Here is a 26,488-nt window from a genome sequence, read left to right on the forward strand (position 1 = left end):
TTTCTGTTTGGTAGTGAGCACTTAGTTGATGAAATAGCTGCTTTAGAGGTTCATGCCCGAGGCGTTGTCTTGCTTGTACGACTGCACTGGGTACACAGGCCTGTGAGTCTATATTAAGCCGCATCTGCTCTGTGATATACCAGATGGAACGGTTTCGATATAAAGCTGTGCCGATGACTATCCAAACAACATGTTCAGCAGGTAGCTTACGCCTTCTAATGCTCGCTTTGCCGGTATATTCTAAAGCTTGCTGTATCCACTCAGGGTCTATTAATTCACTAAATTGTTCTAGGGTGTCTGGAAGCCTTTTATGCGTCTCATTAATAGCGTTTTGTAGTCTCATAGTAAAATAGCCCATCTACTTATTAGATGGGCTATTTTATTACTTTTATTGAGTTTTTGCCTTAACTGACTGGCATTAGTCTGATAGGGGTTTCTTTACTAGGTTTAGTCAGTCAATTGACAGTATTAACGCTTACTTATTGGCAGGATATGGCGTAATTTTCCTGATGAAACTTTGGTCTTATTTCAGTTAAGCTGATATAATCGCAGCGCTTGACCGCATTCGTTTTTCTCATTCATTATTTCTTTTTAAGCAGGGTCTGTCATTACTATGTCTTACGCATTACTTCGCCCTTTTTTGTTTAATATGGACCCCGAGCACGCGCATGAGATGACCTTATCTTTATTGGATAAAGCTCATAAAGCGCGTGTGTTAGGCTTAGTGTATGGTCAGTCAATGCAGCCAACCGACTGTATGGGCTTGCAATTTGCCAATCCTGTTGGGCTTGCCGCCGGTTTGGATAAAAACGGCGATTATATTGATGCATTAGCAGAGTTGGGGTTTGGTTTTATCGAAGTAGGTACGGTCACCCCAAAATCGCAAGTTGGCAATGACAGACCTAGACTATTTAGAATCAAGCAAGCCGATGCCATTATTAACCGCATGGGTTTTAATAATGAAGGCGTCGACTACCTGATTGAAAACGTCAAGCGCTGTAAATACCAAGGCAATATCGGCATCAATATCGGTAAAAATGCTGCGACTCCGGTTGAAAATGCGGCTGATGATTATGTCTATTGCTTAGAGCGTGTCTATCCGCATGCGTCTTATATTACGGTTAATATCTCCTCGCCGAATACCAAAAATTTGCGCGACCTACAAAGCGGTGAAGCGTTAACCCAATTATTAGATACCATTAAAAATCGCCACAATCAGCTGGCAACCGAGTATGGTTTTTATGTGCCTTTGGTTCTAAAAGTCGCCCCCGATTTAGAGCCATTACAAGTGGATTACATCTCTAAGCAGTTGCTGGACTTTGAGATTGATGGTTTGATTGCCACCAATACCACGTTGAGCCGCGTAGGTGTCGAAGATTTGCCCGATGGTGAGCAAGCAGGCGGCTTATCCGGTCGTCCGGTCAGCCACATTAGTACGCAAATTCTACAACAATTCTCTGACCAGTTGGGTGGTAAGGTCACGTTGATTGGCGTTGGTGGTATCGATAGCGGTGACAAAGCCGTCAAAAAAATTGAAGCAGGTGCAGATTTGGTGCAGCTATATTCAGGACTTATCTATAAAGGGCCGGGACTGGTACAGTCTTGCATTCAATCTATCGGTGGCTATTACGATGCGATGGAAGGTTAAGATTGTTAAAACTGCAAGCTTTTCACCTTCACTGAAGTACACCAAATAAGATGCAAATGAGGCGATAAACATGAGTGGTTTAGATATTGTAATTGCTGTGGTTGTCCTGATTGGCTTATGGCGTGGTTTTCAGGTAGGTCTGATTAAGACAGCTGTCGGTTTAGTCGGTTGGTTTATCGCACTTATTGCTGCCACGCGTCTGGCAGGTTCGGTCGCGCCGCAATTATCAAGTATGGTAGAGAATCCTGTTTTACAAATGGCGCTGGCGTTTTTAGTGATTGTGATTGCTATTTTAGCCATTATGCATCTGGTTGCGTTTGTGTTTTCTGGCGTACTTAAAACCTTACGTCTTGGCGTCCTTGATAAAATGGCGGGCGGGGTACTTGGCGCGGCAAAAAACGTGCTTATGGTTTTGGTGGTGCTTAGCGTTAGCGCGCCATTGTTGGTACAAATGCCGCAGTGGGAAACCTCAGTGCTCGCGCCTGAATTACTGCCTTATGCGCCCATGGGTAAAGAGCTGGTCTCAGATATGTTTGGGATGGCATGGGATCAGGTCAATCAGTCTTAAATTTTATAGATCCAAAGTCATGCTAAGCACTTAAAAAAAACTATTCAAGCGTCTTTAATATTCGTAAAATATACCTCTATTTGTCATCATTAACTTGTCTTATGGATAATTAGCCTTATCTATTGTCCGTAAGACGTTATTCTCAGCAAGATCATCAGCTTTGCGGCAAAAGATAGGCAAACATTTAAGACACGCTTATCAGCCGTTATTGTGTTATCAATGTGTGGTACAAAATAGGATACAACTATGTGTGGAGTCGTTGGGGTCGCAGCTCATGAGCCGGTCAACCAAATTCTTTATGATGCCTTAACCATGTTGCAGCATCGCGGGCAAGATGCGGCAGGTATTGTGACTTTACAGGATGGGCGTCTTTATTTACGTAAAGAAAATGGCATGGTACGTGACGTGTTTATGAACCGTCATATGCTAAAACTGGTGGGTAAGTTTGGTATCGGTCACGTTCGTTACCCGACCGCTGGTACCTCAAGTAGCGCCGAAGCACAGCCTTTTTACGTCAACTCGCCTTATGGTATTACCCTTGCGCACAATGGTAACCTAACCAATGCTGAAGGTCTGGCAAAATCTTTGTATCAAGAAGATCGCCGTCATCTCAATACCGATTCAGATTCTGAGGTGTTGCTAAACGTGCTTGCGCATGAAATGCAAAATATCAATAAAACCCACCCGACGCCTACGGATATCTTTGCAGCAGTGACAGCGGTTTATAGCCGTATTGAAGGCGCTTATGGCGTGGTTGCCATGATTACGGGTCATGGGTTGCTAGCATTCCGTGATCCAAACGGTATCCGTCCGCTGATTTTTGGTAAGCGTATGGCAGCTAACGGTGGCACAGAATATATGGTCGCGTCAGAGTCAGTTGCGTTGACAGGTTCAGGCTTTAGCATTGTCCGTGATGTCAAACCAGGCGAAGCGATCTTTATTGATTTGGACCATAAACTGCATACGCATCAGTGCGTTGAGCAAAAAGAATACACGCCTTGTATCTTTGAATATGTGTATTTTGCCCGTCCAGATTCTATTATGGATAATATCTCGGTTTATAAATCACGCCTACGTATGGGTGAAAAACTGGCTGATAAAATCCTTGCTGAATGGGGTGAGGACCATGATATTGATGTGGTTATTCCTATTCCTGATACCTCGCGTACTTCAGCGATGGAGCTGGCGCTAAAAATGAACGTCAAATATCGTGAAGGGTTTATGAAAAACCGCTATATCGGTCGTACCTTTATCATGCCAGGTCAGCAGCAACGTAAAAAATCTGTGCGTCAAAAGTTAAGTGCGGTACCGCTTGAGTTTAAAGGCAAAAACGTTCTTTTGGTCGATGACTCAATCGTTCGCGGCACGACTTGTCATGAAATTATCCAAATGGCACGTGATGCCGGTGCTCGTAAGGTATTCTTTGCCAGTGCTGCGCCGCCGGTTAAATATCCAAACGTCTATGGTATCGATATGCCAGTGCGTAGCGAGCTGATTGCTTCAGGTCATAGCGTTGAAGAAGTACGCGAGATTATCGGCGCCGACCGCTTGATTTTCCAAGATTTGGACGATTTGATTGAAGCAGTAAAAGATACCAAGCATAGCAAGGTTGAAGGCTTTGATTGCGCGGTATTTAATGGCTGCTATATTACTGGGCAAATCAACGAAGCGTATCTCGATCATCTACAAGAGCAACGTAACGACACCGCCAAAACAGGCAAAAAAGGCGTGCAAATCGTTGCTGATACGCCAGTCGATATGATGGGCGTAGAAGAGTTATAATAGAATAAGTAACTCAAAAATGGTAGTAAGTAAAAAGGCTGGATTCGTAAAGATGCCAGCCTTTTTTATTAGCACAAATAAACGTAGTCAGTATGAAATAAAATGATGAATAAACAGCCATAGGCGGCTGGTATAAATTTTCCTTGCTTGCTGTTATCACAGAGGTTACGAAAAATTCATCCCAGCCGCGCTGTATCTTTTTTAGGGTCAATATACGCTATACACTAAATTTTTAATCAGCCTAAAAAACGCGTAAATAACCACAAAAAGCCATTAATCGCCGCGATACCGACGATCATGCTGACCAGCAATTGACGACTAAGATGATAGATAAGTAGCACCAATAATAACGCGCCAATTTGTGCCATAAATAAATGTACTTCGGCACTATTTAAGCCAGCTTGGAAGCCAGCATCGCCTGACAAACCTTGATAAGAAAGGCTGGTTAAAATCAGTAATACCATCACAGATAGCGGCAAGCTTTCATTTAAGCGATGTAGCCACGGTGTATCTAGCAGCTTTTTAGGTATTAAAGCGGGCAGGGCACGGGTAATAAAGGTCACGGCTGCCATCGCCAGTGTGGCAAGAATCAAATAACTACTGCTCATTGCTGCCTCCTTGCACACTGCGCTGTAACCAAAAACCACGCGCTAAAATCAGCAGCATACAAATCGTAATCGCTACTAATAACAACCAATTACTGGTAAATAATGAGGCAATCATCAAAGCAATCACCGCAATGCCAATCGGGAAATAGCGTTTGATACTTTGGAATTGCTCATAAGCTAAAATGGCAAATAAACAGACCAAGGCAAAATCCAAATGCGGTACTAAGTCACTGAGTGCACTGCCAATCATTACACCAATCGCACCAGCTAATACCCACCAACTTTGGTTAAACAAACTGATCGGCAGTATGAGTGATTGGCGCGACTCGTTTGGCAAACTGGTCATTACCGAAAACGTTTCATCGGTGAGGGCAAATAAACAGTAGGTTTTCGCTATTTTATTTTTTGGCAAATACTGCAATAACGGCATACCATAAAAGACGTGACGCAAGTTAATGGCGGCAATGTTGGTAGCAATATTACCAATCGGTAGCCCAGCACTTAGCATCGGTAAACACGCATATTGCGCCGCGCCTGCATATAAGACTACACTTAGCATAATAGTCGCCCACACTGGTACACCGGCTACTTGTGCGAGCACGCCAAAGGCGATGCCTGCTGGCAGATAACCCATGGCGACTGGCAAGCTTTTTTTAAAGCCTTCTGCCCAATGGTAATAATAGGCTTGATTTTGGTTTATCTCATTTGATTGAGTAGTCACGTGATATCCTAATTTTTCTTAATCTCTAATTTTTCTTACTTTGATGTGTCGTTGATTATCTCTTTTCTTCTTTTTAAAACGCCTCATGTTAGCTAATTACTTTAATGGTCAAGCTTCAGGCTGCAATTTTTCATAGCTGCCTGTTTGATGGGCACGGTATAAAAACCCACCAAGAATCATCAATCTTAATAATAATAAGCACCAAACGCTAAGCCAAATACCGGTCATATCCCATTGCTGGTAGAGTAGCCAACTTAAAGGGAAAAAGATAAGCGCCAATATCAGCGCGGCATTACGAATGACGCTACCAGCCGTTAAACCAAAAAATATCCCATCGAGCCAATAAGCGCCAACGCCAACGAGTGGCAGTAGTACCGCATAAAGGTGATAGTCATAAGCCAGCGCAAAGACGGGTTCGATATTGGTCATAAAATCTAAATAAGTTGGCATCGCAAGCCACCAAATCGCGCTTAGCATCATGGCAAGGCCGTAACTGACCACGCCTGTGCGTTTAACAATAATACGAAAGCGCGGCCAATCGCGCCGTCCAGCTGCTTGTCCGCTTAAGGTTTCTGCCGATACTGCCACGCCGTCAAGGGCAAAGGCTGAGATGCTTAATACCTGCAGTAAAATAGCATTGGCGGCCAAAATGACATCGCCGCTTTGGGCAGACAGTCGGGTAATCCAAGCAAAGCTTACCGTTAAAATTAACGTACGGATAAAAATATCTTTATTTAATGAAAATAGCCTAAGCATCTTATCTTTAGTAAAATGTTCTTTATTAGCAGCAAATAACGCGTGCCAAGAGATTTGTAGATGTCGACGGCTAAGCCACAATGCTAAGACTACCCCAAGCCAAAAGGCAATGGTCGTCCCTAATGCCACCCCAACCAGACCCATCTGCAGCACATAAACAAAAAATAAGGTCAGAATAATATTAAGCATGGCGATAAAGCCTTGCTGATAAAGCATATAGCGGGTTTTGCCTTGACCGGCAAACCAGCCAATAAAGGCAAAATTCATCAGCTCTGCGATAACGCCCCAAAAACGGACGTCCAAATAAGTTTTGGCTGCACGACCGCTATCAGGATTGGCAGAAAGCGCTTGCAAGCCAAAATCAATGAGCCAAGGTTTTGCAATAAGTAGCACTGCGCCAATCATAAACGCAAGTAACAAAGCCCGCTGCAAAATGGATAAGAGCGGCGATTGCGTTTGTTTATGCGCATCATTATGAGCCAGTTGACCGAGTGCTTGTGAGGACAGTCCAGATGACGCGTATTGCAAAAAGTTAAAGCTGACTAATATCAAAGACAGCAGCTGAATAGCCAAACCCATGCCAGCAAGCTTGGCAGTGTCATTCATATTACCGACAATCGCCGTATCAATGACGCTTTGTAGCGGCATCGCAAGGTTAGCCAATAATACAGGTAAGGCAATCGCGATGATACGCGCATAACGAGTATCAATAGGCGGCATAGCACTTGGCGGCAGGGTAGATGACATAGCTTAGTCGCTTATATAACCATATAATAAGACAGAAAAGTTTAGTGATGACTTATCGAATAATATTAAAAGATGCATAAAAATAGTATAAAGACAAAAGCACCTAGAGTTTAGGTGCTTTTATCGTGATAACGTTTGTGGGCTGAATAACTAAAAGTCTAGTTATTGGCTTCTATACAAGCGTTAGTCTTGCTCATACATTTTTGGATCATTAAACGTGACGATTTCTTCTTCAAACTCAGGTTTTACTTTCACGATAAAGTCGTCACGTGATAAGCCCATTCTTAAAGGAATAGAGCTTGCGATATAAGTTGAAGAATAAGTACCCGCAAGTAAACCAATAAACAGCGCCACTGAGAACCAGTATAGACCATCACCGCCTAAGAATAACATCGCTAGTACAACCAAAAGTACCGTTGAGATGGTCATAATCGTACGGCGTAGCGTCTCTGTTAATGACAAATCAATTGTTTGACGCGGCGTGATACCACGCACGCGGCGGAAGTTTTCGCGGACACGGTCATAAACAACAATCGTATCGTTTAGCGAGTAACCAATCAGCGCCAGTACAGCAGCTAGGACGGTTAAGTCGAACGGAAAGCCAAATAAGGCAAAGACCCCGATGGTTACCACCGCATCATGGAATAGCGACAGTACTGCGCCAAGCGCCAACTTAAACTGGAAGCGTAGGGCGACATAGCCAAGCATACAAGCCAATGCTAGTGCCAACGACATAACTGAGCTTAAGTAGATTTCGTTACCGACTTGGCTACCGATGATATTAACGTTACTGATTTCAACGTTATTATTAGGCAATGCCAATGCTTTACTCAAGCTTGTGCTTAGACCGTCGACGTTATCTGATTGGGGTGGCAAGCGTACTAAAAGCTCTTGGCGCGTACCTAGATACTGTACGACCGCATCGTCAAAGCCATTATCGGCTAGCGCGTTTACCACGTCGGCTTGCTCAGCAGGCTGCTCATAACGCACATCTGCTGACACCCCGCCGGTGAAATCAAGACCTAGGTTCAGTCCATTGACCGCAATCGCGATAATACTACCAATGACCAAAAGCAGCGATAAGATGGCCATCGGCTTTTCTATCTTCATAAAGGGGATGATACGCTGATCCCCAATCGCTTTGATACCACCTTCTGCGTAAGCAGCGGCATCTTCGGCAGAATCACCTAACATCAAATTAGGATCAACCGCTGCTGTGTTACCAGATGCTTGGGTCGCCAAGGTTTGATTTTCTTTCCCACCGCGGCGTGTTTTTGAACCGGTCGATTTAGAGCTTCTAGGATTATTGGTTTGCGTATTACTGCCTTTGCCATCACGGCGCGGTTTTTTACGGCGGCGCGTACCAGTAGTATTTGCTTCACCGTTTGAGCCATTTCGATCTGGGTTATTTTCTTGTTCTAGCGGATTGTTATTATCGATAGCCATAGTTTTCTCCTAACCGATGCTCAGACGTTTGATAGATTTGCGCTTGCCGTAAGCAATTTGTATCAGCGCACGCGTCACCAAAATGGCGGTAAATAGCGAGCTGACAATACCAATCGCGAGGGTAATCGCAAAGCCTTTAATCGGACCTGTACCTATCGCAAATAAGATAAAGGCGACCAGTAAGGTTGTGATATTGGCATCGAAAATACTACTAAAAGCACGGTCAAAACCTGCGACGATGGCGGATTTTGGCCGGACACCATTTGCCAGCTCCTCACGTATCCGCTCAAAGATCAGCACGTTGGCATCGACCGCCATACCAATGGTCAAGACAATACCAGCAATACCCGGTAGGGTGAGTGATGAGCCTAAGATTGACATGATGGCAATGATAATAATGACGTTAATTGCTAGGGCCACGTTGGCAATGACACCAAATAAGCGATAAAAAACAATCATAAACGCGAAAACTAATAAATAACCAACTTGGGTAGAGAATAAGCCTTTTTCAATGTTTTCTTGACCGAGTGATGGACCAATCGTCCGCTCTTCCACGAAATACATCGGAGCTGCTAATGCACCTGAACGTAGTAAAAGAGCAAGCTCAGCCGCTTCAGCGCTACTATCAAGTCCAGTAATACGGAATGATGAGCCCAGTACCGCTTGGATATTGGCACGGTTAATCACTTTGGTCTCTGCATACGGTGTACGTACTTCAACCGTCTCACCAGTCGCTGGGTCTTCTTTATAAGCGATACGTTGTTTGTTTTCAATAAACAGCACCGCCATTTGTTTACCGACAGCAGTACGGGTAGCATTTTGCATGAGCTTACCACCAGCACTATCTAGAGTAATACTGACTTCAGGCGAGCCATTTTCATCGATGCCTGTCTGAGCATTGGTGACTTTATCACCGGTGACAATCGCTTGACGCTCAAGCAATACTGGCGGACCATCGAGTGTTTCAAAGGGAAACGCTTCAGTGCCAGCAGGCGGAATACCGCCCATATAGTTTTCAGCACCTTCAGCAACCATACGGAACTCAAGGTTGGCCGTACGACCAAGGACACGTTTTGCCTCAGCGGTATCTTGTACGCCCGGGAGCTCAACGACGATACGGCTAGCACCCTGCGATTGTACTAAAGCTTCAGTCACCCCAAGCTCAGCAATACGATTACGTAGGGTGGTCAAGTTTTGGTTGACGGCGTAGCTATTGATTTCATCTAAAGTGGCATCGTTATACGCTAAAATTAGCGCTGGGCCTTGCTCATCAATCGAAGACTGTAGCGTGAAAGTATTACCCATCGAGCCTTGTAAGATGTTTTGCGCGCGGTTACGGGTATCAGTATCAGCGAAATGCAGCACCACGCCACGTTTTTCGGTTTTGATACCTTTAACCGCAATACGCTCAGCACGTAAGTCACGGCGCATATCACGACTGGCGCTGGTCAAACGCTGCTCGAGCGCTTTATCCATATCCACTTCTAGTACAAAACGTACACCGCCGCGCAAATCAAGCCCGAGTTTCATCGGTTTTGCACCGATATCACGCAACCACTCTGGGGTCGTTTGTGCCAAGTTTAGCGCGACCACATAGTCCTCGCCCAAATTCTGACGCAGCACTTCCTGAGCTTTTAGCTGATCGACTGGATTGTCGAGACGCACCAGCGCACTGTTGCCCTCAAAGGTGCCATCATGATTATTGATGCCAGCCTCTTCAAGTAAGCGTTTAGACTCAGTTAAGATGCCTTCAGACAGCTGCGTACCTGCTGCGGCACTGGTAATCTGTACGGCAGGTTCATCAGGATAGAGGTTAGGGGCCGCATATAGACCGGCAATGATAAGCACGACGGCGATGAGTAAGTATTTCCAAGCGGGATATTGCATAATCACTTCTTTAAGTTGATAAACTACTGGCGACGCAGGCCACAAGTTAGCAGATGGGAAGTTAGCGATAACAATGGCAGGTGATTAAATGGAGAGCTACTGTTGTATAGTAGTAGTCGTACTAAATTCTGCACCACTGCGATCATCCGCGATGATAGTAAAGCAAAAAACGGTTAAGCGTAAACAGTTAATCGAAAAATGACCGTACATTATTTACGGTCATTTTACAGTCATTACAACCAATAATTGATAACTAGTAGCAATTAAGCTCAATAAAAGTTTGTCAATTATTAAATTTCTAAATGACAATTAAACGCTTTCAATCGTGCCAGCTGGCAATACTGAAATCACTGACGCACGTTGTACTTTAACGTCGGTATGGTTGTTTAAGCTCACAACCGCATAATCGCCTTCCAATGCCTTGATACGGCCCATAAGACCACCAGCAAAAATGATTTCGCTGCCAACGGTCAAGGCGTTAACCATCGCGCGGTGCTCTTTGGTACGCTTAGACTGTGGGCGAATCACCAAAAAGTAAAAAATGGCAAAAAAGGCAACCGGCAACAAGATTTGACCAAACATTGACGCAGCGCCGGCAGTTTCTGGTGCCGCATGGGCCGCTTGAATGAATAAGCTCATAATTTCTCTCAGTAAGTCATAGATAAGAATAAATTTACACGCATAGTAACAAAAAATCTCAGGCTTGGTAACTGTTAATCATAGGCTGAGAGCGTTTTTGTTAAAACTCACGGACTAACCATGACCGTTATAATGGTGGGCGTTTTCTTATTATAAAGGATATAAGGATAAGTTACTGAGCAGACAAAAAAGCCAAATGTTAAGTTAACATAAAGCTATGATAAATTTATATTAACTTTATCAGTTTAAAATTTCGTGGGCATAAATTTATAAGTAACTGATAAGTATGGTAATTTATTGCGAAACACTATTATTAACATTGATATTAAACAAGCTCTTATCATAAACCAAATGGCTGTATAATAGAGTTGTTTGAGCGCGTTTTTAGTGATTGGATAGAAATGCATTCGCATTTATCGGCTATTATTTTCTATCTGCTGGCGCTTGCGCATGATATATTGTGATTTCCTTTTTCTTCTTTGTTTAGGTTACCTAACTTGTTTACCTTTTTTATGTCTGTACCTCGCTTATACCGTCCGCGCGCTTGCCGCAAAGACGCTTCTGCTGAACCTCCCCCGACGATGGCTGGCAATGGTCGCTCTTATGTGACCAGATTTAATAGCAAATCGTTTTCGGCGTTTATTCTATTGCTAACCTCTTTGCTACCACAAGCGGTTTGGGCAGCGGGTGAGGTAGCAAATCCTACTGCTAGTAGCGTGCTACTGCTTATTTTATTTGTGCTCATTGCCATTGGCATCTCGTTCATTTGTTCGCTCGCCGAGGCGGCACTCCTCAGCATGACGCCGTCGTATATTGCTGACTTGCAGGAAACGAACCCAAAAAAATCCAACATGCTAAAACGCCTAAAGGTCGATAATATCGATCAGTCGTTGGCAGCTATCTTAACGTTAAATACCGTGGCGCATACTTTAGGCTCGATTGGGGCGGGTGCGCAGGCGACGATTGTCTTTGGTAGCGCTTGGTTTGGTCTGTTTTCGGCGTTCATGACCTTGGCTATTTTGTTTTTATCCGAAATCATGCCAAAAACCCTAGGCACTATCTATTGGCGTCAATTGGGCGGCATGGTTGCTTATTTTGTTCGCGGTATTATTTTGCTGCTCTATCCTTTGATTTGGTTCTCAGAAAAATTAACCAAACTGCTGGTACGCGGTAAAGAGCCGCAAGCGTTTAGCCGCCGTGAATTTGCGGCACTCGCCAGCATCGGCGAAGAATCAGGACAGATTGATCCATTAGAGTCACGTATTATTCGTAATCTATTGGCATTTGGGGCGATTAAAGTTGAAGATATCATGACCCCGCGTTCGGTGATGCTTGCATTTGAAGAGCATAAAACCGTCGCTGATTTATTGGTTGATCGGCCAAAACTGACCTTTTCGCGTTTGCCAATTTATGATGGCGATTTGGACAATATCACCGGTTTTGTCTTAAAAACCGACATGCTCTTAGCAAAATTTAACCATGCCGCTCATAAACCATTGACCCAGTTTAAGCGCGACATTACCTTTGTATTTTCAAAGATGAAGTTGTTTGATTTATTAGAGCTGATGCTAAAAAACCGAATTCATATCGCCATTACTGTCGGTGAGTACGGCGAAGTTAAAGGCTTGGTAACTTTAGAAGATGTGTTTGAAACTTTATTAGGGCTTGAAATTGTCGATGAGATAGATCGCGTCGAAGACATGCAAGCTTTGGCTCGGCAGATGATGGACAGACGCGTTGAGCGTTTAGGCATGAAGCTCAGCGATGATGAAAGTTATGAAGACGGTCATAATGAACATAAGCATGAGAAAAATGGTCATTAAAGATTGGATTAAGCAGATAAATGCACAGCACTGTTTTGCGTGAGATTCGCAATAATCACACAGGGTGTCACATGGCTGTGAGAATTGAGTGATAGGCTAAAACTAACATAACAATATGTCGTTAATTGACTTAAGCTTTACACACAAATAGCCTTAAACACAAAAGAATTATAAGGGCCTAATAGATTTATGTCTTAAGTCAATATATGACCATAATCTATAGCCATAATATTACTTGGCTTTAACGACACACGACGATAATGATAATAGTATTACTAAGGAATATCATGAAACGAGTATGGGGAAAAGGGCTAATTGCTCTATTGATAAAAAGTGCTGGCGTGACAGCGGTAGTGGCCGCTGCTAGCGCTATAAGTATCAACGCGCAAGCGGCGACCATGAGCAATGCACTGGTACAAAACTATGCCGCTGCTATGAAGTCAGCTGCCAATAGCCAAAACTCCAACCAAGTGGCGCGCTTGGTGTCAGATGATGCGCTGATTTCGATGTCCAGAAAAGGTAAAACCACCAGCCTTGATAAAGACGCTTATCTGCAACTACTGCAAAGAAGCTGGCGTGATACGTCAAATTATCGCTACGATATTACGGTGGATAACATTGTGATTACGGGCGACCAAGCCAAAGCCAATGTCACCACCAATGAAAGCTGGGTAAAAGACGGTCAAAAGGTTTCATTTGTTACCTCATCGCGGGTCACACTGACGTTATCTACGGGTAATGCAGTGCTTTTACGCGCGGTCTCACAAGTGACCATCAACTAAAAATTAGTCATATATCAAGTTCTGTATTATGAAGTAAGCCATCAAAAGATAAGGCAAATGACTTTTGCGCATTATCTTTACGATTAGGCTGGTTTTTGTCTGATATTGCGTACTATACTGTCGATTAACTTTATTTTATCACTTATTGTTGTTAGGAAACTTCCACTATCATGTCTACTGTGTCATCAAAATCTCGCTCCTTTATCGCTTTACCATTGACACTGGCGGTGTCGACTTTACTTATCAGTGCTTGTAGTAATACCTCAGCGGTAAAAAAGACGGGTGCAACCGGCAGCTCAGCTGTGGTTAACAAACGTCCCGCTACCCAAGTGACTAAACCAAGCACGGGCGCTGATTATTCGACAGCTTTTTTAGATGCTGAAAGCTTAGATGAGCTGGCAGATTTATTAGAAGCGACTGATATGACGATGGTTGAAGGTAATAAACTTGCTATTCAACAATATGGTGATTTGTGGAATCGCTTGCGCGCAGGCTACCGTATGAATGGTGGACGCCCTGTTTATAATCAGCGTATTGAAGCGCAAAAAGGTTGGTTTACCAGTCGCCAAGACTATCTAAACCGCTTGACCGCTCGTGCCAGTCGCTATCTTTACCATACCGTTCGAGAAGCTGAGCGCCGTAATATTCCAACCGAACTTGCGTTATTGCCAGTGATTGAGAGCTCCTACGATCCAAGTGGAACCAGTAGTGCCGCCGCCGCCGGTTTATGGCAGTTTATTCCAAGTACCGGACGCATTTATGGTCTAAATCAAAGTAGCACCTATGATGGTCGCCGTGACGTGATTGAATCAACGCGTGCCGCTTACGACTTTTTGACCGCATTGCACAATCAATTTGGTAGTTGGGAGCTGGCATTAGCTGCTTATAACGCCGGTCCTGGTCGGGTGCAAAAAGCCATTGATGCCAATGCGGCGCGCGGTTTGCCAACCGATTACTGGTCGCTCAGACTACCGACTGAAACCATGAACTATGTACCGCGCTTTTTAGCGGTTGCCGAAATCGTTGCCAAGCCTGAGCAATATGGCGTCTATCTGCCTGCTATCGCTAACCGTCAGCATTTCCGTAGTGTACCGGTCAATTATGGTGTGAGCCTAGCGGAAGTGTCGCAAGTGACAGGGGTTAGTTACGATGAGTTAGAAAGGCTGAATACGGCGCTGACATCAGCGCGCGTCGACGCATCAGGGCCGCAGCGTATTATCATTCCGAACGATGTTAGCTTGACGACAGATGCTAAGCTGAGCTCGTTAAGAGGTAATGGTAGCAGTAACGTGATAGCTTCTAGTAATACGAGCACGAGTACAACGTCTAGTTATTCAGGCTCAACCACACCAAGCTACAATAATAAACCATACACCAGTAGTGGCTCGTTACCGACTACCGGCAGCGCCCTTGCAGAGTATGCCGCGAGCGCAAGCGTACCACAGCAGACCACCAGTTATATTCCGCCGACGGCTTCACCGACCAGCAGCTCCGTTTACAGTAACAACAATACCGTCCGTACTGAGCCACCGCTGACGTCTGCTGAAACCAAAAAGATTAACGCTGAGTTAAAGAGCAGCAACAGCTTACCGACCACATCGGCGCAAATCACGCAAAACAATACTATCATTCAAGAGCCGCCATTAAGTAAAGCGGAGCGTGATTACATTGCCAATCAGATTCGTATCAGTACGCCTGAAACCAATGTCGTTAACGCCGATGGTAATATCAACCTATCAGCCGTTCAGACGCAGCAATCTATTTTAGAGGCAACTGGGCAAGAGAAGAAACTGAGCTTCCCGAAAAAATCGGCTAGCAAACCAAAACCACAAGGCACGCGTACTACCTATACGGTTAAGCGTGGTGATACCTTGGCGAATATCGCCAGCCGTGCTGGTGTTAGCTGGCGTGATATCGCTGAATGGAATCAGATAGATGCGAGTGCCAATCTGTTGGCTGGCAGTACTTTATACCTATACAACGCTAAATCTATCGAGCCATTGAGTAGTGCGAGCAATACCACTAGCCAGCCTGAAAGCTATATCGTTCAAGGTGGCGACACGCTAATCGGTACTGCCAATCGTTTTGGCTTATCGGTGACTCAGCTCGCCACATACAATAATCTGAGCAGTAGAGCAGACTTGCTACGTGGACAAAAACTGTGGTTGGTACCTGGTAAAGTCACTGCGCCTGCTGCCACGCCTGCAGCGCCATCAACCAAACCTAGTAAATCTAGTACGGCTACCAAAAACTACAAAGTCAAGCCGGGCGATGGCTTGATTGCGCTATCTCGTCAATTTAATGTACCGACCACCACCTTGGCAAACTTAAATAATATGGGTACGACGGACTCACTATACGTCGGTCAAATCTTAAAAGTGCCTGCCAATGTAGACTTTACTGCCGCAAATACTAGCTCAAGTAGCGCTAGCAATCCTGTGAAAACCAGTGCTCCTACAAGTATAGTGGCAACGACCAACTATAAGGTCAAATCGGGCGATACTTTAATCGGTATTGCAAATAGTGTTGGTATCAGTCCTGAAGAGCTAGCAGCCGTTAACCCTAACTTTGATGCTAGGACGCGCTTACAGCGTGGTCAGACAATCAAAGTGCCGGTTTCAAAAGATTTGGTCGATCGTCAACTTAATGACAAAGCGGTCAGCTATAAAGTGAAATCAGGCGATACGTTAACGGGCGTGGCGCAGCGCTATAATATCGGTTTAAGTGATTTGGCCGCCGCCAATAATTTGAAAACCAATTCTAATCTGATATTGGGTCGTACGATTACCATTCCTGCAAATGGTACGGTCAGTGTTACTAGTACGTCTAACAGTACTGCTACTAGTAACAATAGTAAGAGCAGCACCGCAAGTACAGAAACAGCCAGTAGTACCAGCACTGGTAAAAAACTTGGTAATACCGAAAGCTATAAAGTAAAAGCGGGCGATGGTCTGATTGCGCTAGCACGTCAGTTTGGGATATCGGTAGAGGATTTGGCGGCGACCAATAATTTGGCGACCAACGCCCAGTTACAACGTGGGCAGACCATCAAAGTACCAAAAGCAACCGTCAGCTATACCGTAGGCTCGGGTGACAGTTTGATTGGCCTAGCACGTAAGTATGGCGTATCTACCAAAGAGCTCGCTGATATGAACAATATCGCTGTCGATACCATGCTGCAACGCGGTCAACGTTTAACCGTACCGAATCGCTAATGTAGAATGTAGTCGCATTTGACAAATTTTAAGCATTAAAAAAAGCTGCTCTAATTAAGAGCAGCTTTTTTGTTGGCATTATTTTGTTCAAGATTTAAGACTTTATTCAAGGTTTAGAGCCTTTAGCAAAATCATATTAAACCGTTTGGGTTTTAATGGTTTCAAGATAACTTCTAATATTACTCACATAATGCATGGCCTGACCATAACGGCTGTTTGACGCTCTGTTTTCTGACAAATAAGCATATATGTTTGCCCAGCTTTTATCATCGATGCCATTGGCGCTCAATTTACGCTGGATACCTTTTACAGCATTTGGACCCATATTATAAGCGGCAAGGGCAAACCAGATGCGATCGGTTTTTGGTACATCAGCGAAATCGGCTTTCATTTGCTCCAAATAACGAGCACCGCCACCAATACTTTGATACGGGTCAACGCGATCAGAGACGCCCATCGCCTTAGCGGTATTATTGGTCAGCATCATGATACCGCGCACGCCAGTCGGAGAGACGGCATTGGCATTTAAATGCGACTCTTGATAGCCCATGGCGACCAGTAGCTCCCAATCATGATTATAATTGCGCGCTTGCTCTTGAAACGATGACTGATAATCAGGCAACTTTTCTGTCAAGGTCTTTTTAAAATGGTCTTGGCTATAAGCGTCTTTTAATAAGTTCTGATTATAAAACGCCGCCAATTTTTGCGTGTGTTCAAGCTTAATACTATCACATAAAAAGTAACTGGCTTTTTGTGATAATGGATCGTTGGCAGAATTAAACGTCCAACTGACTTTAGGATGCAGCCCATTTTTAGTCAAGCTGGTATCATAGCCGCAGCTCACATTAACAGAGGCTAAGTCTAGCTGGCTTTTTAGCTGGGTACTGGCGGTGGTCAAAGCCATATCGGCATCGCCTGATTTTAAAGCTCTGAGCGCTGCTTCTTCGCTAGCATAGGCTTTGAGATTGATGTTGACGCCAAGCCCATCTGCATAGCTACGCACTAAATCATAGCCAAAACCGTGCTGAAAGCCGTCGGTTGCAAAGTAGGTGCTGTCACCCGGTACAGCAGCAACCGTTAGAGTGTTTTCTAACATAACGTGCGCATAGGCAGGCACAGGCGCGTTCATCGTGGTCAAGCTCTCAGCCGGTAAAGAGAGCAGAGCGATGCTTGATACTTGTGCCAATTTCTTGGTTTTGGAAAATTTGGTTTTGGCGCAACCAGTCACTTTGATAGGTGCAACTGCTGGAACGAAGTTACTTTTGATGTGCAGTAAGCGCTTAGATGGACGCAGTAGATATGAAATACGGCGTTTGGCACCTTGTGCAGATACTTTCACACGGTAAGTAATACGCTGCATGGATGTCTCCTGATTTTAGCCATCCTGCATACCATAAAAATGCTTGATCAATTTATGCGGCTTATATAGTTATAAAAAGCGTATGGCTATATAAGTGGCATAAACTGGCGTTACATTTTAGATCACATCAGCCTGATAAATAGTATAAGGTCGCTGTCATCTTGTTTACATATGGCGCTGCTAACATCAAATATACAACCGTTAGCGCAACCGTCTTTTTATCATTTAACGCATAGGTAGCTATTTTTTAGAAGATAAAACACGCACTTCAAAAATCATTCTAAAAAAAAGACGCACCACAGCGCGAAGGGTATAAATCGGATGATTCCTTCATCGCTATAAAACGAGTTATTGATTAGAAGACTGGCTATAAAACCATATGAAACATAGGTAAGGTCATGAATAAATTATTGAGACAAATACGCAGCATAAGCGCCGTACAACTGCACTTAATCATTGCTGCATTTATATTAATCACGAGCTACTCTTTAAATCGTTTGTAATAGAGGAGCTGGCTAATAATATGGTTTGCTCAGCGATAAAGATGAATAATAACCCTGTCTGCTAGCGAGTAAAAAATACCATCAGAGAGATTTTGCTCTAATCTTATCGCGACGCTAAAATAAAAATACTGTTTCAAAACCACTGTCTCATCAGCTAAATAAGGCAAACAGAGTATTTAAATGATCACCGTTAAAAACTTTATTAATTTATTAAAAAATAGAGTGTTAAACGGTAAAATAAATTTTAGCGCCACAACCGGAAGCTATAAAAATGGGAAGTCTCATGACAAGACATTCTTTCTTCAGGCACTAATATGCGGATATTCGTTATATTATTCAAGTAGGGTTAATAAATTAGCGATAAAACTTAACAATAGCACTATAAACGGTAAAAAATGTCCTTGTTTTGGGGAAGGTTGTGACAAGAAGCGCTATAAGAAAAGATTGCACTTAAGCAGCATTTTCTGTATTTGGCGCAAAATATTAATATTAACGCTTAATAAACTTAGTGCTTCAACTGAGAAAAGACAATTGTAGGTAGATAAAACTGTTTGATTATCAGGTGGAGCTTAATGGTTAGGCTGGGTTGTCAATGTCAATAAAAGTCACTGGCAAGCCAAATTGCTCAGCAAGCAGTTCGCCCAACGCTTGAATACCGCCGCGCTCGGTCGCATGGTGACCGCAGGCAAAGTAATCAATGCCAAGCTCGCGGGCGCTATGGGTGGTACGCTCTGATATTTCACCAGAAATATAAGCATCACAGCCCATCAGCGCTGCTTGCTCAATCATATCTTGCGCGCCGCCTGTACAGATACCCACGCGTTCAATCAATCTGCTGTCCGCTTGCGTAGGCTCAGCGTTGGGTGCGGCGTTGTAGGCAGCGGGAATATGTAACGGTATTCGTCCGAGGGCAGCGGTAATCTGGGTAATAAGGTTTTGAGCGCTTTGCGGCTGGCAAGTGGCAATATTGCCAACCGGATGCATTTCATGCGGATAAAGCGCGCCGATGATATTCAGATCGAGTAACTCAGCAAGTTTGGCATTATTGCCAATAATAGGATGGGCATCGAGTGGCAGGTGGTAGCCAATCAAAGAGATGCCATGCTGCATCAGTTTGCGGATACGCTGACCTTTCATGCCTGTGATGGGCGCAGATTCGCCTTTCCAAAAATAGCCGTGATGCACCACGATAGCATCGGCGTTATCAGCAATCGCGGCGTCAATCAACGCCTCACAGGCGGTGACACCGGTGACAATACGCCCGATAGGTCGCCCGCCATCTACTTGCAAGCCATTTGGCGCATAGTCTTTAAAGGCTGCTGCTGATAAGTAGTCGTCACAAAAATCCGTCAAAGCTTGCGCGCTAATCGTCTTATTTGGCGTTTGGCTTGAAAACTGACTTGAGAACTGATTTGAAAGCTGGTTTAAGGTTTCGGTCGAGCTATTGTGTTCGGTCATGGTCTTTCCTTATAATTGTTGCCGTTACGGATGGTTCTTGATTGTTTGTTATTTACAAATTTCAAGCGTTCAATGCGGTAAGTATTGCCACTAAATAAGCAAAATATCTGTTTATAATTAACTTTGCTCTAAGCCGTTAGGGTGTTTAATTGCGCCATTTTAGCATGGTGCTGTAAAAGAGTAGATAACGCGGATAACTGAAACGGTACACGATACGTTACTATTTATCGATGTTGCCAGTTATAATTTGCATACCTGAATCTATAGAATCCGTAGCGCTTATATTATTCAATCTTGTCTTAGGTATTATTAGGCATCATTGCCCAACTAGAAGCGTTTGCGTATAGTCATCATTCAGTCACTGTTTTTACCAAACTGTTTTCACAAAACTATTTTTAAAATAGAGAGGTTTTTATATGTCGTCATCTCGGAATACCAATAACAAGGCCGGCGCGTTAACGTGGTTGCCTTGGGTTTTGTTGCTGATAGTGGTTGCAGCGTTTATTTGGTTGTTTACGAGTATGAAGACGGCATCAGAGCAAGCATGGGAGCCGCCTAGAACGACGCCTGCCGAGCAGCAAGCGTCAGCGCCGGCGTCCGATACACCAGCACCGATTGCCTCTTATCATAATGGCGTTGCGCGCGCGTCACAATCCGTTGTCAATATCTATACCACGCAGACGATGGCCGAGCATCCTTATATGAACGATCCAGTCTTGCGCCGATTTTTTGAGTTTCATGGTGGCCCGTCCCAAGAGCAGGGCAATACCAACTTGGGTTCTGGGGTCATTGTTTCAGAAGATGGTTATATCGTGACCAACGCTCATGTCCTTGAAAAAGCTGATGAAATTACAGTTGCCTTTAATGATGGGCGCAAGAGTCGTGCGAAATTGATTGGTACTGATCCAGACAGTGATTTGGCAGTGATTAAAGTTGATATGACTGATTTGACGCCCCTTGGTTTCCGTAAAGACCCTATTCGTGTTGGCGATGTGGCATTGGCGATTGGTAATCCATTCGGGGTTGGTCAGACGGTGACGCAAGGTATTATCTCGGCGACAGGGCGAACAGGACTTGGCGTTAATAAGTTTGAAGACTTTATCCAAACCGATGCGGCGATCAATCCGGGTAACTCAGGTGGCGCGCTGGTTGATGCTTACGGCGAGCTTATTGGTATTAATACCGCTATTTACTCGCGCTCTGGCGGTTCGATGGGTATTGGCTTTGCCATTCCTACTGCCATCGTTGAGCAAGTAATGAATGCGATTATTAAAGATGGAAAGGTTAGCCGTGGTTGGCTCGGTATCGAAATCCAATCGCAGCTACGCGACCCAACCCAGCTTGAAACTTCAACAGGGGTCGAAGTATTTAATGTCGTGCCTAAAAGTCCAGCGGCTAAGAGTGGCTTACGCATTGGTGATATTATTTTGTCAATCGACGGTATTGAGATGACCGATGCCAATACCTTAATCCAGTATGTCGCTCGTAAGGCACCAAATACCACGCTTAATGCTCAAGTCCTGCGTCAAGGCAAAAACAAGCAAGTAAAAATTCTGCTCGAAGAGCGTCCAGCGCAAGAACCTATGGCGCGCCCTGTTATCATTCACGATGAAACGCTTGGTGGTATGGGCGATCCTAGTCTACAAAATGATGGAGAAGAGGTGCCTATGATGTCAGAAGCGGAGCGTGATCGTATGCGCGAAGAGCTATTGCAACTATTTGAAAGAGATGGCGCACCTTTATAACGCCATGATTTACATATAGTGCTTTACAGTTAAGAGATAATAAAAAAGCGCGCTATCTTCAAAATAGCGCGCTTTTTTATTAGCGTTTTTACTTTTAAAAATAACTTTATGAATGTCGCTGCTATTTTTCTATCAGCTCATGATTGATATAAATAACCCCTTGTACGCGACAGCAGCAGGGCAATATTTCGTCTTCTTCAATCATAGCAAGCGGCTCAAACGGATAATCAATAACGTGTGAGCTGGCGATGCGCTTGATGCGACAACTGCCACAATAGCCTTCCTTACACTGATAATTGATATCATGTCCGGTGCGTAGCAATCCATCGAGCAGACTTTCGTCATCATGCAAGTAGAATTGCTTCTTACTCGTCATTACCCAAGTCATAATTCAACCTTCTCTTAATTTTCCCATCGCATATAAAGTGCCTTTAATGGTACTTTTTCATCATAAAATCTTGCTAAAACGATAGTGGCCTAATCTTAAAATAGTGAGATTAAGCCATGACAATCATATTATTAAAGCCAAACGTTTAAAGCTCAAAGCTCTTAAAGTTCAAAATCATCAAAGTCGCTATTGGATAAATCTGAATCAATTTGACCGACTAAGTATGAGCTGATTTCGGTTTCTTGCGGCGCAACTTGCACGTTATCAGACGACAACCAAGTATTAATCCATGGAATCGGGTTTGATTTTGAGTTCGGGAACGCAACTGGCAAGCCAACCGCTTCCATACGTAAATTGGTGATATATTCGATATACTGGCAAAGGATATCTTTATTTAAGCCGATCATTGAGCCGTCTTTAAACAGATAACCCGCCCATTCTTTTTCTTGCTGCGCCGCTTTGGTAAAGATTTCGATGCTTTCATCGAAACATTCATTAGCAATCTCAACCATCTCTGGATCGTCACGACCATTACGCATCAAGTTTAGGATATGTTGCGTCCCAGTTAAATGCAGCGCCTCATCACGGGCGATTAATTTAATAATCTTAGCGTTACCTTCCATTAGCTTGCGCTCAGCAAAGGCAAACGAGCAGGCAAATGACACATAAAAACGAATGGCTTCTAAGACGTTAACCGCCATTAAGCACAAATACAGCTGCTTTTTCAGCGATTTTAAACTAACGGTCACTTCTTTGCCATTGACGGTATGCGTGCCTGCGCCGTACATATTATATAGCTGTGAGTCGTAGTACAAATCATCGTAGTACTTGGCGATATCAGAGGCGCGTTCTAAAATGTGCTCATTTTGCATGATGTCATCGAAGACCACGCCGGGATCATTGACGATATTACGAATGATATGGGTATAGCTGCGCGAGTGAATGGTCTCAGAAAACGTCCACGTCTCAATCCACGTCTCAAGCTCAGGAATTGACACCAGCGGTAATAGCACCACGTTTGGACTACGACCTTGGATAGAGTCGAGTAGGGTCTGATATTTTAGATTACTGATAAAGATGTGCTGCTCATGCGACGACAGGTTGCCATAATCGATACGGTCTTTTGAGACGTCGACTTCTTCTGGACGCCAAAAGAACGACAGCTGCTTTTCAATCAACTGCTCAAAGATAGGGTGTTTTTGTTGGTCATAACGCGCCACGTTGACCGGTTGACCAAAAAACATCGGCTCTGTTAGTGCATTATTTGGCGTTTGAGAAAAAATCGAGTAAGTCATAGTTCCACCTTTATAAGTGCTACAGTTGTGAATCAAAAGTTTAAAATACGGTTCTAAGATATTGTCAAAACGGTGTTATAAGTTCTCTAAAGATATCTGCGTTGGTTCTTGTCCATCATTCATATACGCTTTAAAAATCTCGCTAAGCTCACTATCGTCTAAACCTTCTAGCTCATCGATAGCGCTTTTACGCAGCGTACTTAACTCCACGTCTACGGCTTTCTGAACTTCTTTTTTTGTCTGCTTTTTAACGGGTTTTTTTGCTGGTCTTGGCGCGTCCATCTTTTCTACTGCGCTACTATCTAATTGCTGACGAACTTCGTCGATATCGACTGCTACCTGCACGATATGCGAGTTACCATCATTTAGGTCGGAAAATACGTTAGGGATAAATAAACCACCGTCTTTGATGATTGCGGTATATTGCACGTCTATGACCTCCGTCATTTTTATTCTTTCTGTGTTTTAATTATGGCTGGCGAGTCGCAAGCGCCTCATATACTTTATTATTCTCTCTTTTGCCTACGGCTAATACATAAACCACGACGACATCATCTTTGACGATATATACCAAACGATAGCCGATGGTGCGTAGTTTGATTTTATAGGCGTCCGTATGTCCTGAGAGTTTTGACGCAGGCACACGCGGATTTGCTAAGCGCTGCTGTAATTTTTTCTTAAACTGCTGCTGAATACTGGGCGCTAGCTTTTTCCATTCTTTTAACGCCAAAGGATGAAACTCAAGACTATAAGTCATCCAACGTTACCTTTACAGGTGTTTGCCCGTCATTCATTCGGGCGTTAACGGTTTGGCTGAGTGCCATATCGTCCATCGCTTCCATCATGCGCTCAAACATATCTGTGGAAACCAAGTAAGCCACAGGTTTATTGTGATTTAAAATAGCAATAGACTCACCGTCCGACTGTTTAATCAGTGCCGAAGGGTTGGTCTTAAGCTCTGAGATACTGGCTGTCTGTGTCGCAAATATCGGTTGCATGATTCATTCTCCGCTAAAATTACACACTAAATATAGGGTTAATTTTAGCACGAAAATTAGGTCATATTTGTTAATCTATAAATTTTGTAGGGTGCGCCTCGCGCACTGTTAGATACAATTTCCGTATCATTGGTGCGCTGGGCGCATCCTATAGCTTAGGTAGTTTCCTTTAACATATAAAGGGTAAATAACAGTTGATGATATATATCAAAATTATCAAGATAACTAGTAAGAAAAAAAGCATAAATGACAAAGGAATCTTATCTTTGAACAATTTAAAGTGAAGTTGTTCATCTATCCAGTCAATCTGATGCTCCCAAAAAAACTTATAATGTGCATACCAATTGCTTGCCAAAATTTGCTTACTAATACTATATGAATAGTATCTATTTTCGATTTCATTTAGTTGGTCTATATAAGGTTGAAAGTTGGAGTTATCGGGAAGACTTTTAACAGTGAAATACAAAGCCTTCAGTTCATTGCAGAGCCTGATAATTTTAGTTCCAGTATCATCGTAGATTCGTTTCTCATGATTATAGAAGCTTATATATAGACCTGATACACCAACTATGACAAACACGGCTGATATTAACTTGGTAGACAGACTATCAAAAACTAAACCAAGTACGCCTACAGTTGTTGAAGCGAAGCCAATCCAACCAGGTGCTTTTCCAATTATGTCATAAGTAGCAAAATGCTTTTTGGCTCCGAAACCAACATCGTATCCTTTTTGGGCTATCATTTTAAGCAAATCATTTTTGTTCATTATAGTTCCTAAATGGGTACAAAAATTTTATCTATTGCAACAACAACTCCATTTTCTACGATATAACACTCAACTCAGTATTGCCATTTTCGTTAGCAGGATACCGCTAAGAACTAGACTAAGAAGCCTTGTTAGGGTGTAATCTGCAATTAAATTGGTACGGAAATTCTATCTCTGGCAATACATATATTATTTTTAATGACATAACATTCTACCCAATGTTCGCCATTAAAATTACTGGATTCAACAAGTTTAGAAGTTTTGTGCTTACCAAATGAACTGGGTTGCAATTTGCCTCTTTGCTGTTTTTTTTCTTTTGCCAAAGAACCAACGTTACGAACTTTCCATTTAACTTCGTAAGGTGGTTCAACATCTATCGATTGAATATGAAACTCTAAATCTCGACTCATTGGAACAGTCATTGAAGGTAAGGACTCTTTAAGCATCTTCCAAGTTTTAGATTCTCGGCTTATAGAATAATCGATAGAAACACTATTTCTTATGTCTACTTTTCCACTATATTCATATTCAATGAATTGTTCGTCAGGTGCTTTACGTATAGATAACAAACTTTCTGAAATAGTTTCATTTTCTTCTATAGGGAAGTTAATCCCGAAAACTTTTGACCAGTTTTCATTCGCTATCACTTCATCTTCAAGCGCTTCTAAACATAATTGATAGGCTTTTTTAATTTTTCTATGACCTTGCCAAGATCCATGAACTACTTGATTACTACCAGGAGCGCGCCAAATTTTTTTATCTGGAGAAGTCTCATATTGATCATACAAATATTTAAAGAAATCCTTGGTTAAATCTCCATAATTTTTATAACTACTATTTTTATGTTCTGAATAAGAGTTAAAAAAATTGTAAGTCAATGTGTCTATCCATAATCCAGAAAAATTAATCCCAACATTATTTTTCCATGCTCTTATCATTCTAGATAAGTGGCGATATGTATTATCAGTGCATTCATCATTTAACTCTCTAGTTGCTCTTATTTCTTTCTTAGGTTTAGTTTCCCTCCATCTACCGCCTTCATTTGTATCAGGATAGGTATATATATCCGTATCTAAATTGCCATCATTATCTTCATTAAGATAAAAAGTCGGTAGAACCTCTATACGAAAACCATCTAAATTAACGCCTACAATTTGTCCGTCAGCTTTCACTCTATCATCTTCATAAACCTCTTGAAGAGCTTTTTTTACATCTTGTAGGAGTGAACTTTGCTTAGAGCTAGAATAGCCATTAAACTTATCATAGGTACTTTTGGGTAGCTCAAAAGCCATATCTAAGTCACTTATTCCATGTATACCTGTCCGGCGACCATATGAACCTATTTGATAACAA

23 protein-coding genes are annotated in these 26,488 nt (G+C 43.1%); 7 read left to right on the forward strand and 16 right to left on the reverse strand.

Features of this window, described 5'->3' with window-relative positions; translation table 11 throughout:
• Nucleotides 1–343 (reverse strand): transposase domain-containing protein (locus CXF58_RS02870; protein WP_180952514.1); only part of this gene is annotated, 343 nt, incomplete at its 3' end.
• Between the two features lie 270 nt (nucleotides 344–613).
• On the opposite strand from CXF58_RS02870, the gene CXF58_RS02875 reads away from it, so the two are divergent.
• The 3 genes from CXF58_RS02875 to purF all read left to right on the forward strand — a co-directional run bounded on the left by CXF58_RS02875 (nucleotide 614) and on the right by purF (nucleotide 3,998).
• The gene (locus CXF58_RS02875) at nucleotides 614–1,648 is read left to right on the forward strand and encodes a quinone-dependent dihydroorotate dehydrogenase (RefSeq protein ID WP_102076526.1); all 1,035 of its coding nucleotides are present in this window, start codon (nucleotides 614–616) and stop codon (nucleotides 1,646–1,648) included.
• 70 nt (nucleotides 1,649–1,718) lie between these two features.
• Complete coding sequence (locus CXF58_RS02880) at nucleotides 1,719–2,216, forward strand: CvpA family protein (RefSeq protein ID WP_068408192.1); 498 nt, start codon at nucleotides 1,719–1,721, stop codon at nucleotides 2,214–2,216.
• Nucleotides 2,217–2,462: 246 nt separating this feature from the next.
• Nucleotides 2,463–3,998, forward strand: coding sequence for an amidophosphoribosyltransferase (purF, locus tag CXF58_RS02885; protein WP_068408191.1), 1,536 nt, complete (start codon nucleotides 2,463–2,465; stop codon nucleotides 3,996–3,998).
• 236 nt (nucleotides 3,999–4,234) lie between these two features.
• Here the strand turns inward: purF and CXF58_RS02890 are convergent, their stop codons facing one another.
• From CXF58_RS02890 to yajC, 6 genes are all read right to left on the reverse strand, one after another.
• The gene (locus CXF58_RS02890; RefSeq protein WP_068408190.1) at nucleotides 4,235–4,606 is read right to left on the reverse strand and encodes an AzlD domain-containing protein; all 372 of its coding nucleotides are present in this window, start codon (nucleotides 4,604–4,606) and stop codon (nucleotides 4,235–4,237) included.
• Complete coding sequence (locus tag CXF58_RS02895; RefSeq protein WP_068408189.1) at nucleotides 4,596–5,327, reverse strand: AzlC family ABC transporter permease; 732 nt, start codon at nucleotides 5,325–5,327, stop codon at nucleotides 4,596–4,598. Before CXF58_RS02895 ends, CXF58_RS02890 begins: the two co-directional genes overlap by 11 nt.
• Before the next feature lie 108 nt (nucleotides 5,328–5,435).
• Complete coding sequence (locus CXF58_RS02900) at nucleotides 5,436–6,830, reverse strand: MATE family efflux transporter (protein ID WP_102076527.1); 1,395 nt, start codon at nucleotides 6,828–6,830, stop codon at nucleotides 5,436–5,438.
• Nucleotides 6,831–7,013: 183 nt separating this feature from the next.
• Nucleotides 7,014–8,276, reverse strand: a complete 1,263-nt coding sequence (gene secF, locus CXF58_RS02905; protein WP_102076528.1) for a protein translocase subunit SecF — start codon at nucleotides 8,274–8,276, stop codon at nucleotides 7,014–7,016.
• A gap of 9 nt (nucleotides 8,277–8,285) precedes the next feature.
• Nucleotides 8,286–10,163 carry a protein translocase subunit SecD gene (secD, locus tag CXF58_RS02910; protein WP_102076529.1) on the reverse strand — a complete coding sequence of 626 codons (1,878 nt, stop codon included), beginning with the start codon at nucleotides 10,161–10,163 and terminating at the stop codon, nucleotides 8,286–8,288.
• Nucleotides 10,164–10,472: 309 nt separating this feature from the next.
• Nucleotides 10,473–10,802, reverse strand: a complete 330-nt coding sequence (yajC, locus tag CXF58_RS02915; protein WP_068408182.1) for a preprotein translocase subunit YajC — start codon at nucleotides 10,800–10,802, stop codon at nucleotides 10,473–10,475.
• A gap of 512 nt (nucleotides 10,803–11,314) precedes the next feature.
• Here yajC and CXF58_RS02920 point away from each other — a divergent pair.
• The 3 genes from CXF58_RS02920 to CXF58_RS02930 all read left to right on the forward strand — a co-directional run bounded on the left by CXF58_RS02920 (nucleotide 11,315) and on the right by CXF58_RS02930 (nucleotide 16,622).
• Nucleotides 11,315–12,625, forward strand: a complete 1,311-nt coding sequence (locus tag CXF58_RS02920; protein ID WP_102076540.1) for a hemolysin family protein — start codon at nucleotides 11,315–11,317, stop codon at nucleotides 12,623–12,625.
• A gap of 287 nt (nucleotides 12,626–12,912) precedes the next feature.
• Nucleotides 12,913–13,407: a nuclear transport factor 2 family protein gene (locus tag CXF58_RS02925; RefSeq protein ID WP_102076530.1), complete on the forward strand. Its 495-nt coding sequence runs from the start codon at nucleotides 12,913–12,915 to the stop codon at nucleotides 13,405–13,407.
• Between the two features lie 170 nt (nucleotides 13,408–13,577).
• The gene (locus tag CXF58_RS02930; RefSeq protein ID WP_102076531.1) at nucleotides 13,578–16,622 is read left to right on the forward strand and encodes a LysM peptidoglycan-binding domain-containing protein; all 3,045 of its coding nucleotides are present in this window, start codon (nucleotides 13,578–13,580) and stop codon (nucleotides 16,620–16,622) included.
• 136 nt (nucleotides 16,623–16,758) lie between these two features.
• Here the strand turns inward: CXF58_RS02930 and CXF58_RS02935 are convergent, their stop codons facing one another.
• Together CXF58_RS02935 and CXF58_RS02945 are read right to left on the reverse strand one after the other, a co-directional pair.
• Complete coding sequence (locus tag CXF58_RS02935) at nucleotides 16,759–17,982, reverse strand: transglycosylase SLT domain-containing protein (RefSeq protein ID WP_102076532.1); 1,224 nt, start codon at nucleotides 17,980–17,982, stop codon at nucleotides 16,759–16,761.
• Nucleotides 17,983–19,061: 1,079 nt separating this feature from the next.
• Complete coding sequence (locus CXF58_RS02945; protein ID WP_102076534.1) at nucleotides 19,062–19,943, reverse strand: Nif3-like dinuclear metal center hexameric protein; 882 nt, start codon at nucleotides 19,941–19,943, stop codon at nucleotides 19,062–19,064.
• A gap of 416 nt (nucleotides 19,944–20,359) precedes the next feature.
• Here CXF58_RS02945 and CXF58_RS02950 point away from each other — a divergent pair, with 416 nt between their 5' ends.
• Entirely contained in the window at nucleotides 20,360–21,688 is a 1,329-nt protein-coding gene (locus CXF58_RS02950; protein ID WP_102076535.1) for a S1C family serine protease, read from the forward strand.
• Nucleotides 21,689–21,809: 121 nt separating this feature from the next.
• Here CXF58_RS02950 and yfaE read toward each other — a convergent pair whose 3' ends face one another.
• From yfaE to CXF58_RS13825, 7 genes are all read right to left on the reverse strand, one after another.
• Nucleotides 21,810–22,076, reverse strand: a complete 267-nt coding sequence (gene yfaE, locus CXF58_RS02955; RefSeq protein WP_068408173.1) for a class I ribonucleotide reductase maintenance protein YfaE — start codon at nucleotides 22,074–22,076, stop codon at nucleotides 21,810–21,812.
• 161 nt (nucleotides 22,077–22,237) lie between these two features.
• Nucleotides 22,238–23,371 (reverse strand): class Ia ribonucleoside-diphosphate reductase subunit beta, encoded by a 1,134-nt coding sequence (nrdB, locus tag CXF58_RS02960; RefSeq protein ID WP_068408171.1) that lies wholly within the window; start codon nucleotides 23,369–23,371, stop codon nucleotides 22,238–22,240.
• A gap of 75 nt (nucleotides 23,372–23,446) precedes the next feature.
• Entirely contained in the window at nucleotides 23,447–23,818 is a 372-nt protein-coding gene (locus tag CXF58_RS02965; RefSeq protein ID WP_228706524.1) for a hypothetical protein, read from the reverse strand.
• Between the two features lie 22 nt (nucleotides 23,819–23,840).
• A complete protein-coding gene (locus CXF58_RS02970) occupies nucleotides 23,841–24,128 on the reverse strand; it encodes a type II toxin-antitoxin system RelE family toxin (RefSeq protein ID WP_102076536.1) in 288 nt (95 codons plus the stop codon).
• Nucleotides 24,118–24,369, reverse strand: a complete 252-nt coding sequence (locus CXF58_RS02975) for a type II toxin-antitoxin system Phd/YefM family antitoxin (protein WP_102076537.1) — start codon at nucleotides 24,367–24,369, stop codon at nucleotides 24,118–24,120. The genes CXF58_RS02970 and CXF58_RS02975 overlap by 11 nt, the downstream gene beginning before the upstream one ends.
• A 169-nt stretch (nucleotides 24,370–24,538) precedes the next feature.
• Nucleotides 24,539–25,135: an SLATT domain-containing protein gene (locus CXF58_RS02980; RefSeq protein ID WP_102076538.1), complete on the reverse strand. Its 597-nt coding sequence runs from the start codon at nucleotides 25,133–25,135 to the stop codon at nucleotides 24,539–24,541.
• Nucleotides 25,136–25,284: 149 nt separating this feature from the next.
• On the reverse strand, nucleotides 25,285–26,488 hold a 1,204-nt coding region (locus CXF58_RS13825; protein ID WP_180952515.1), incomplete at its 5' end, for a nucleotide-binding domain-containing protein.

Source organism: Psychrobacter sp. Sarcosine-02u-2 (assembly GCF_002836335.1).
GTDB classification, from domain to species: Bacteria; Pseudomonadota; Gammaproteobacteria; order Pseudomonadales; family Moraxellaceae; genus Psychrobacter; species Psychrobacter faecalis.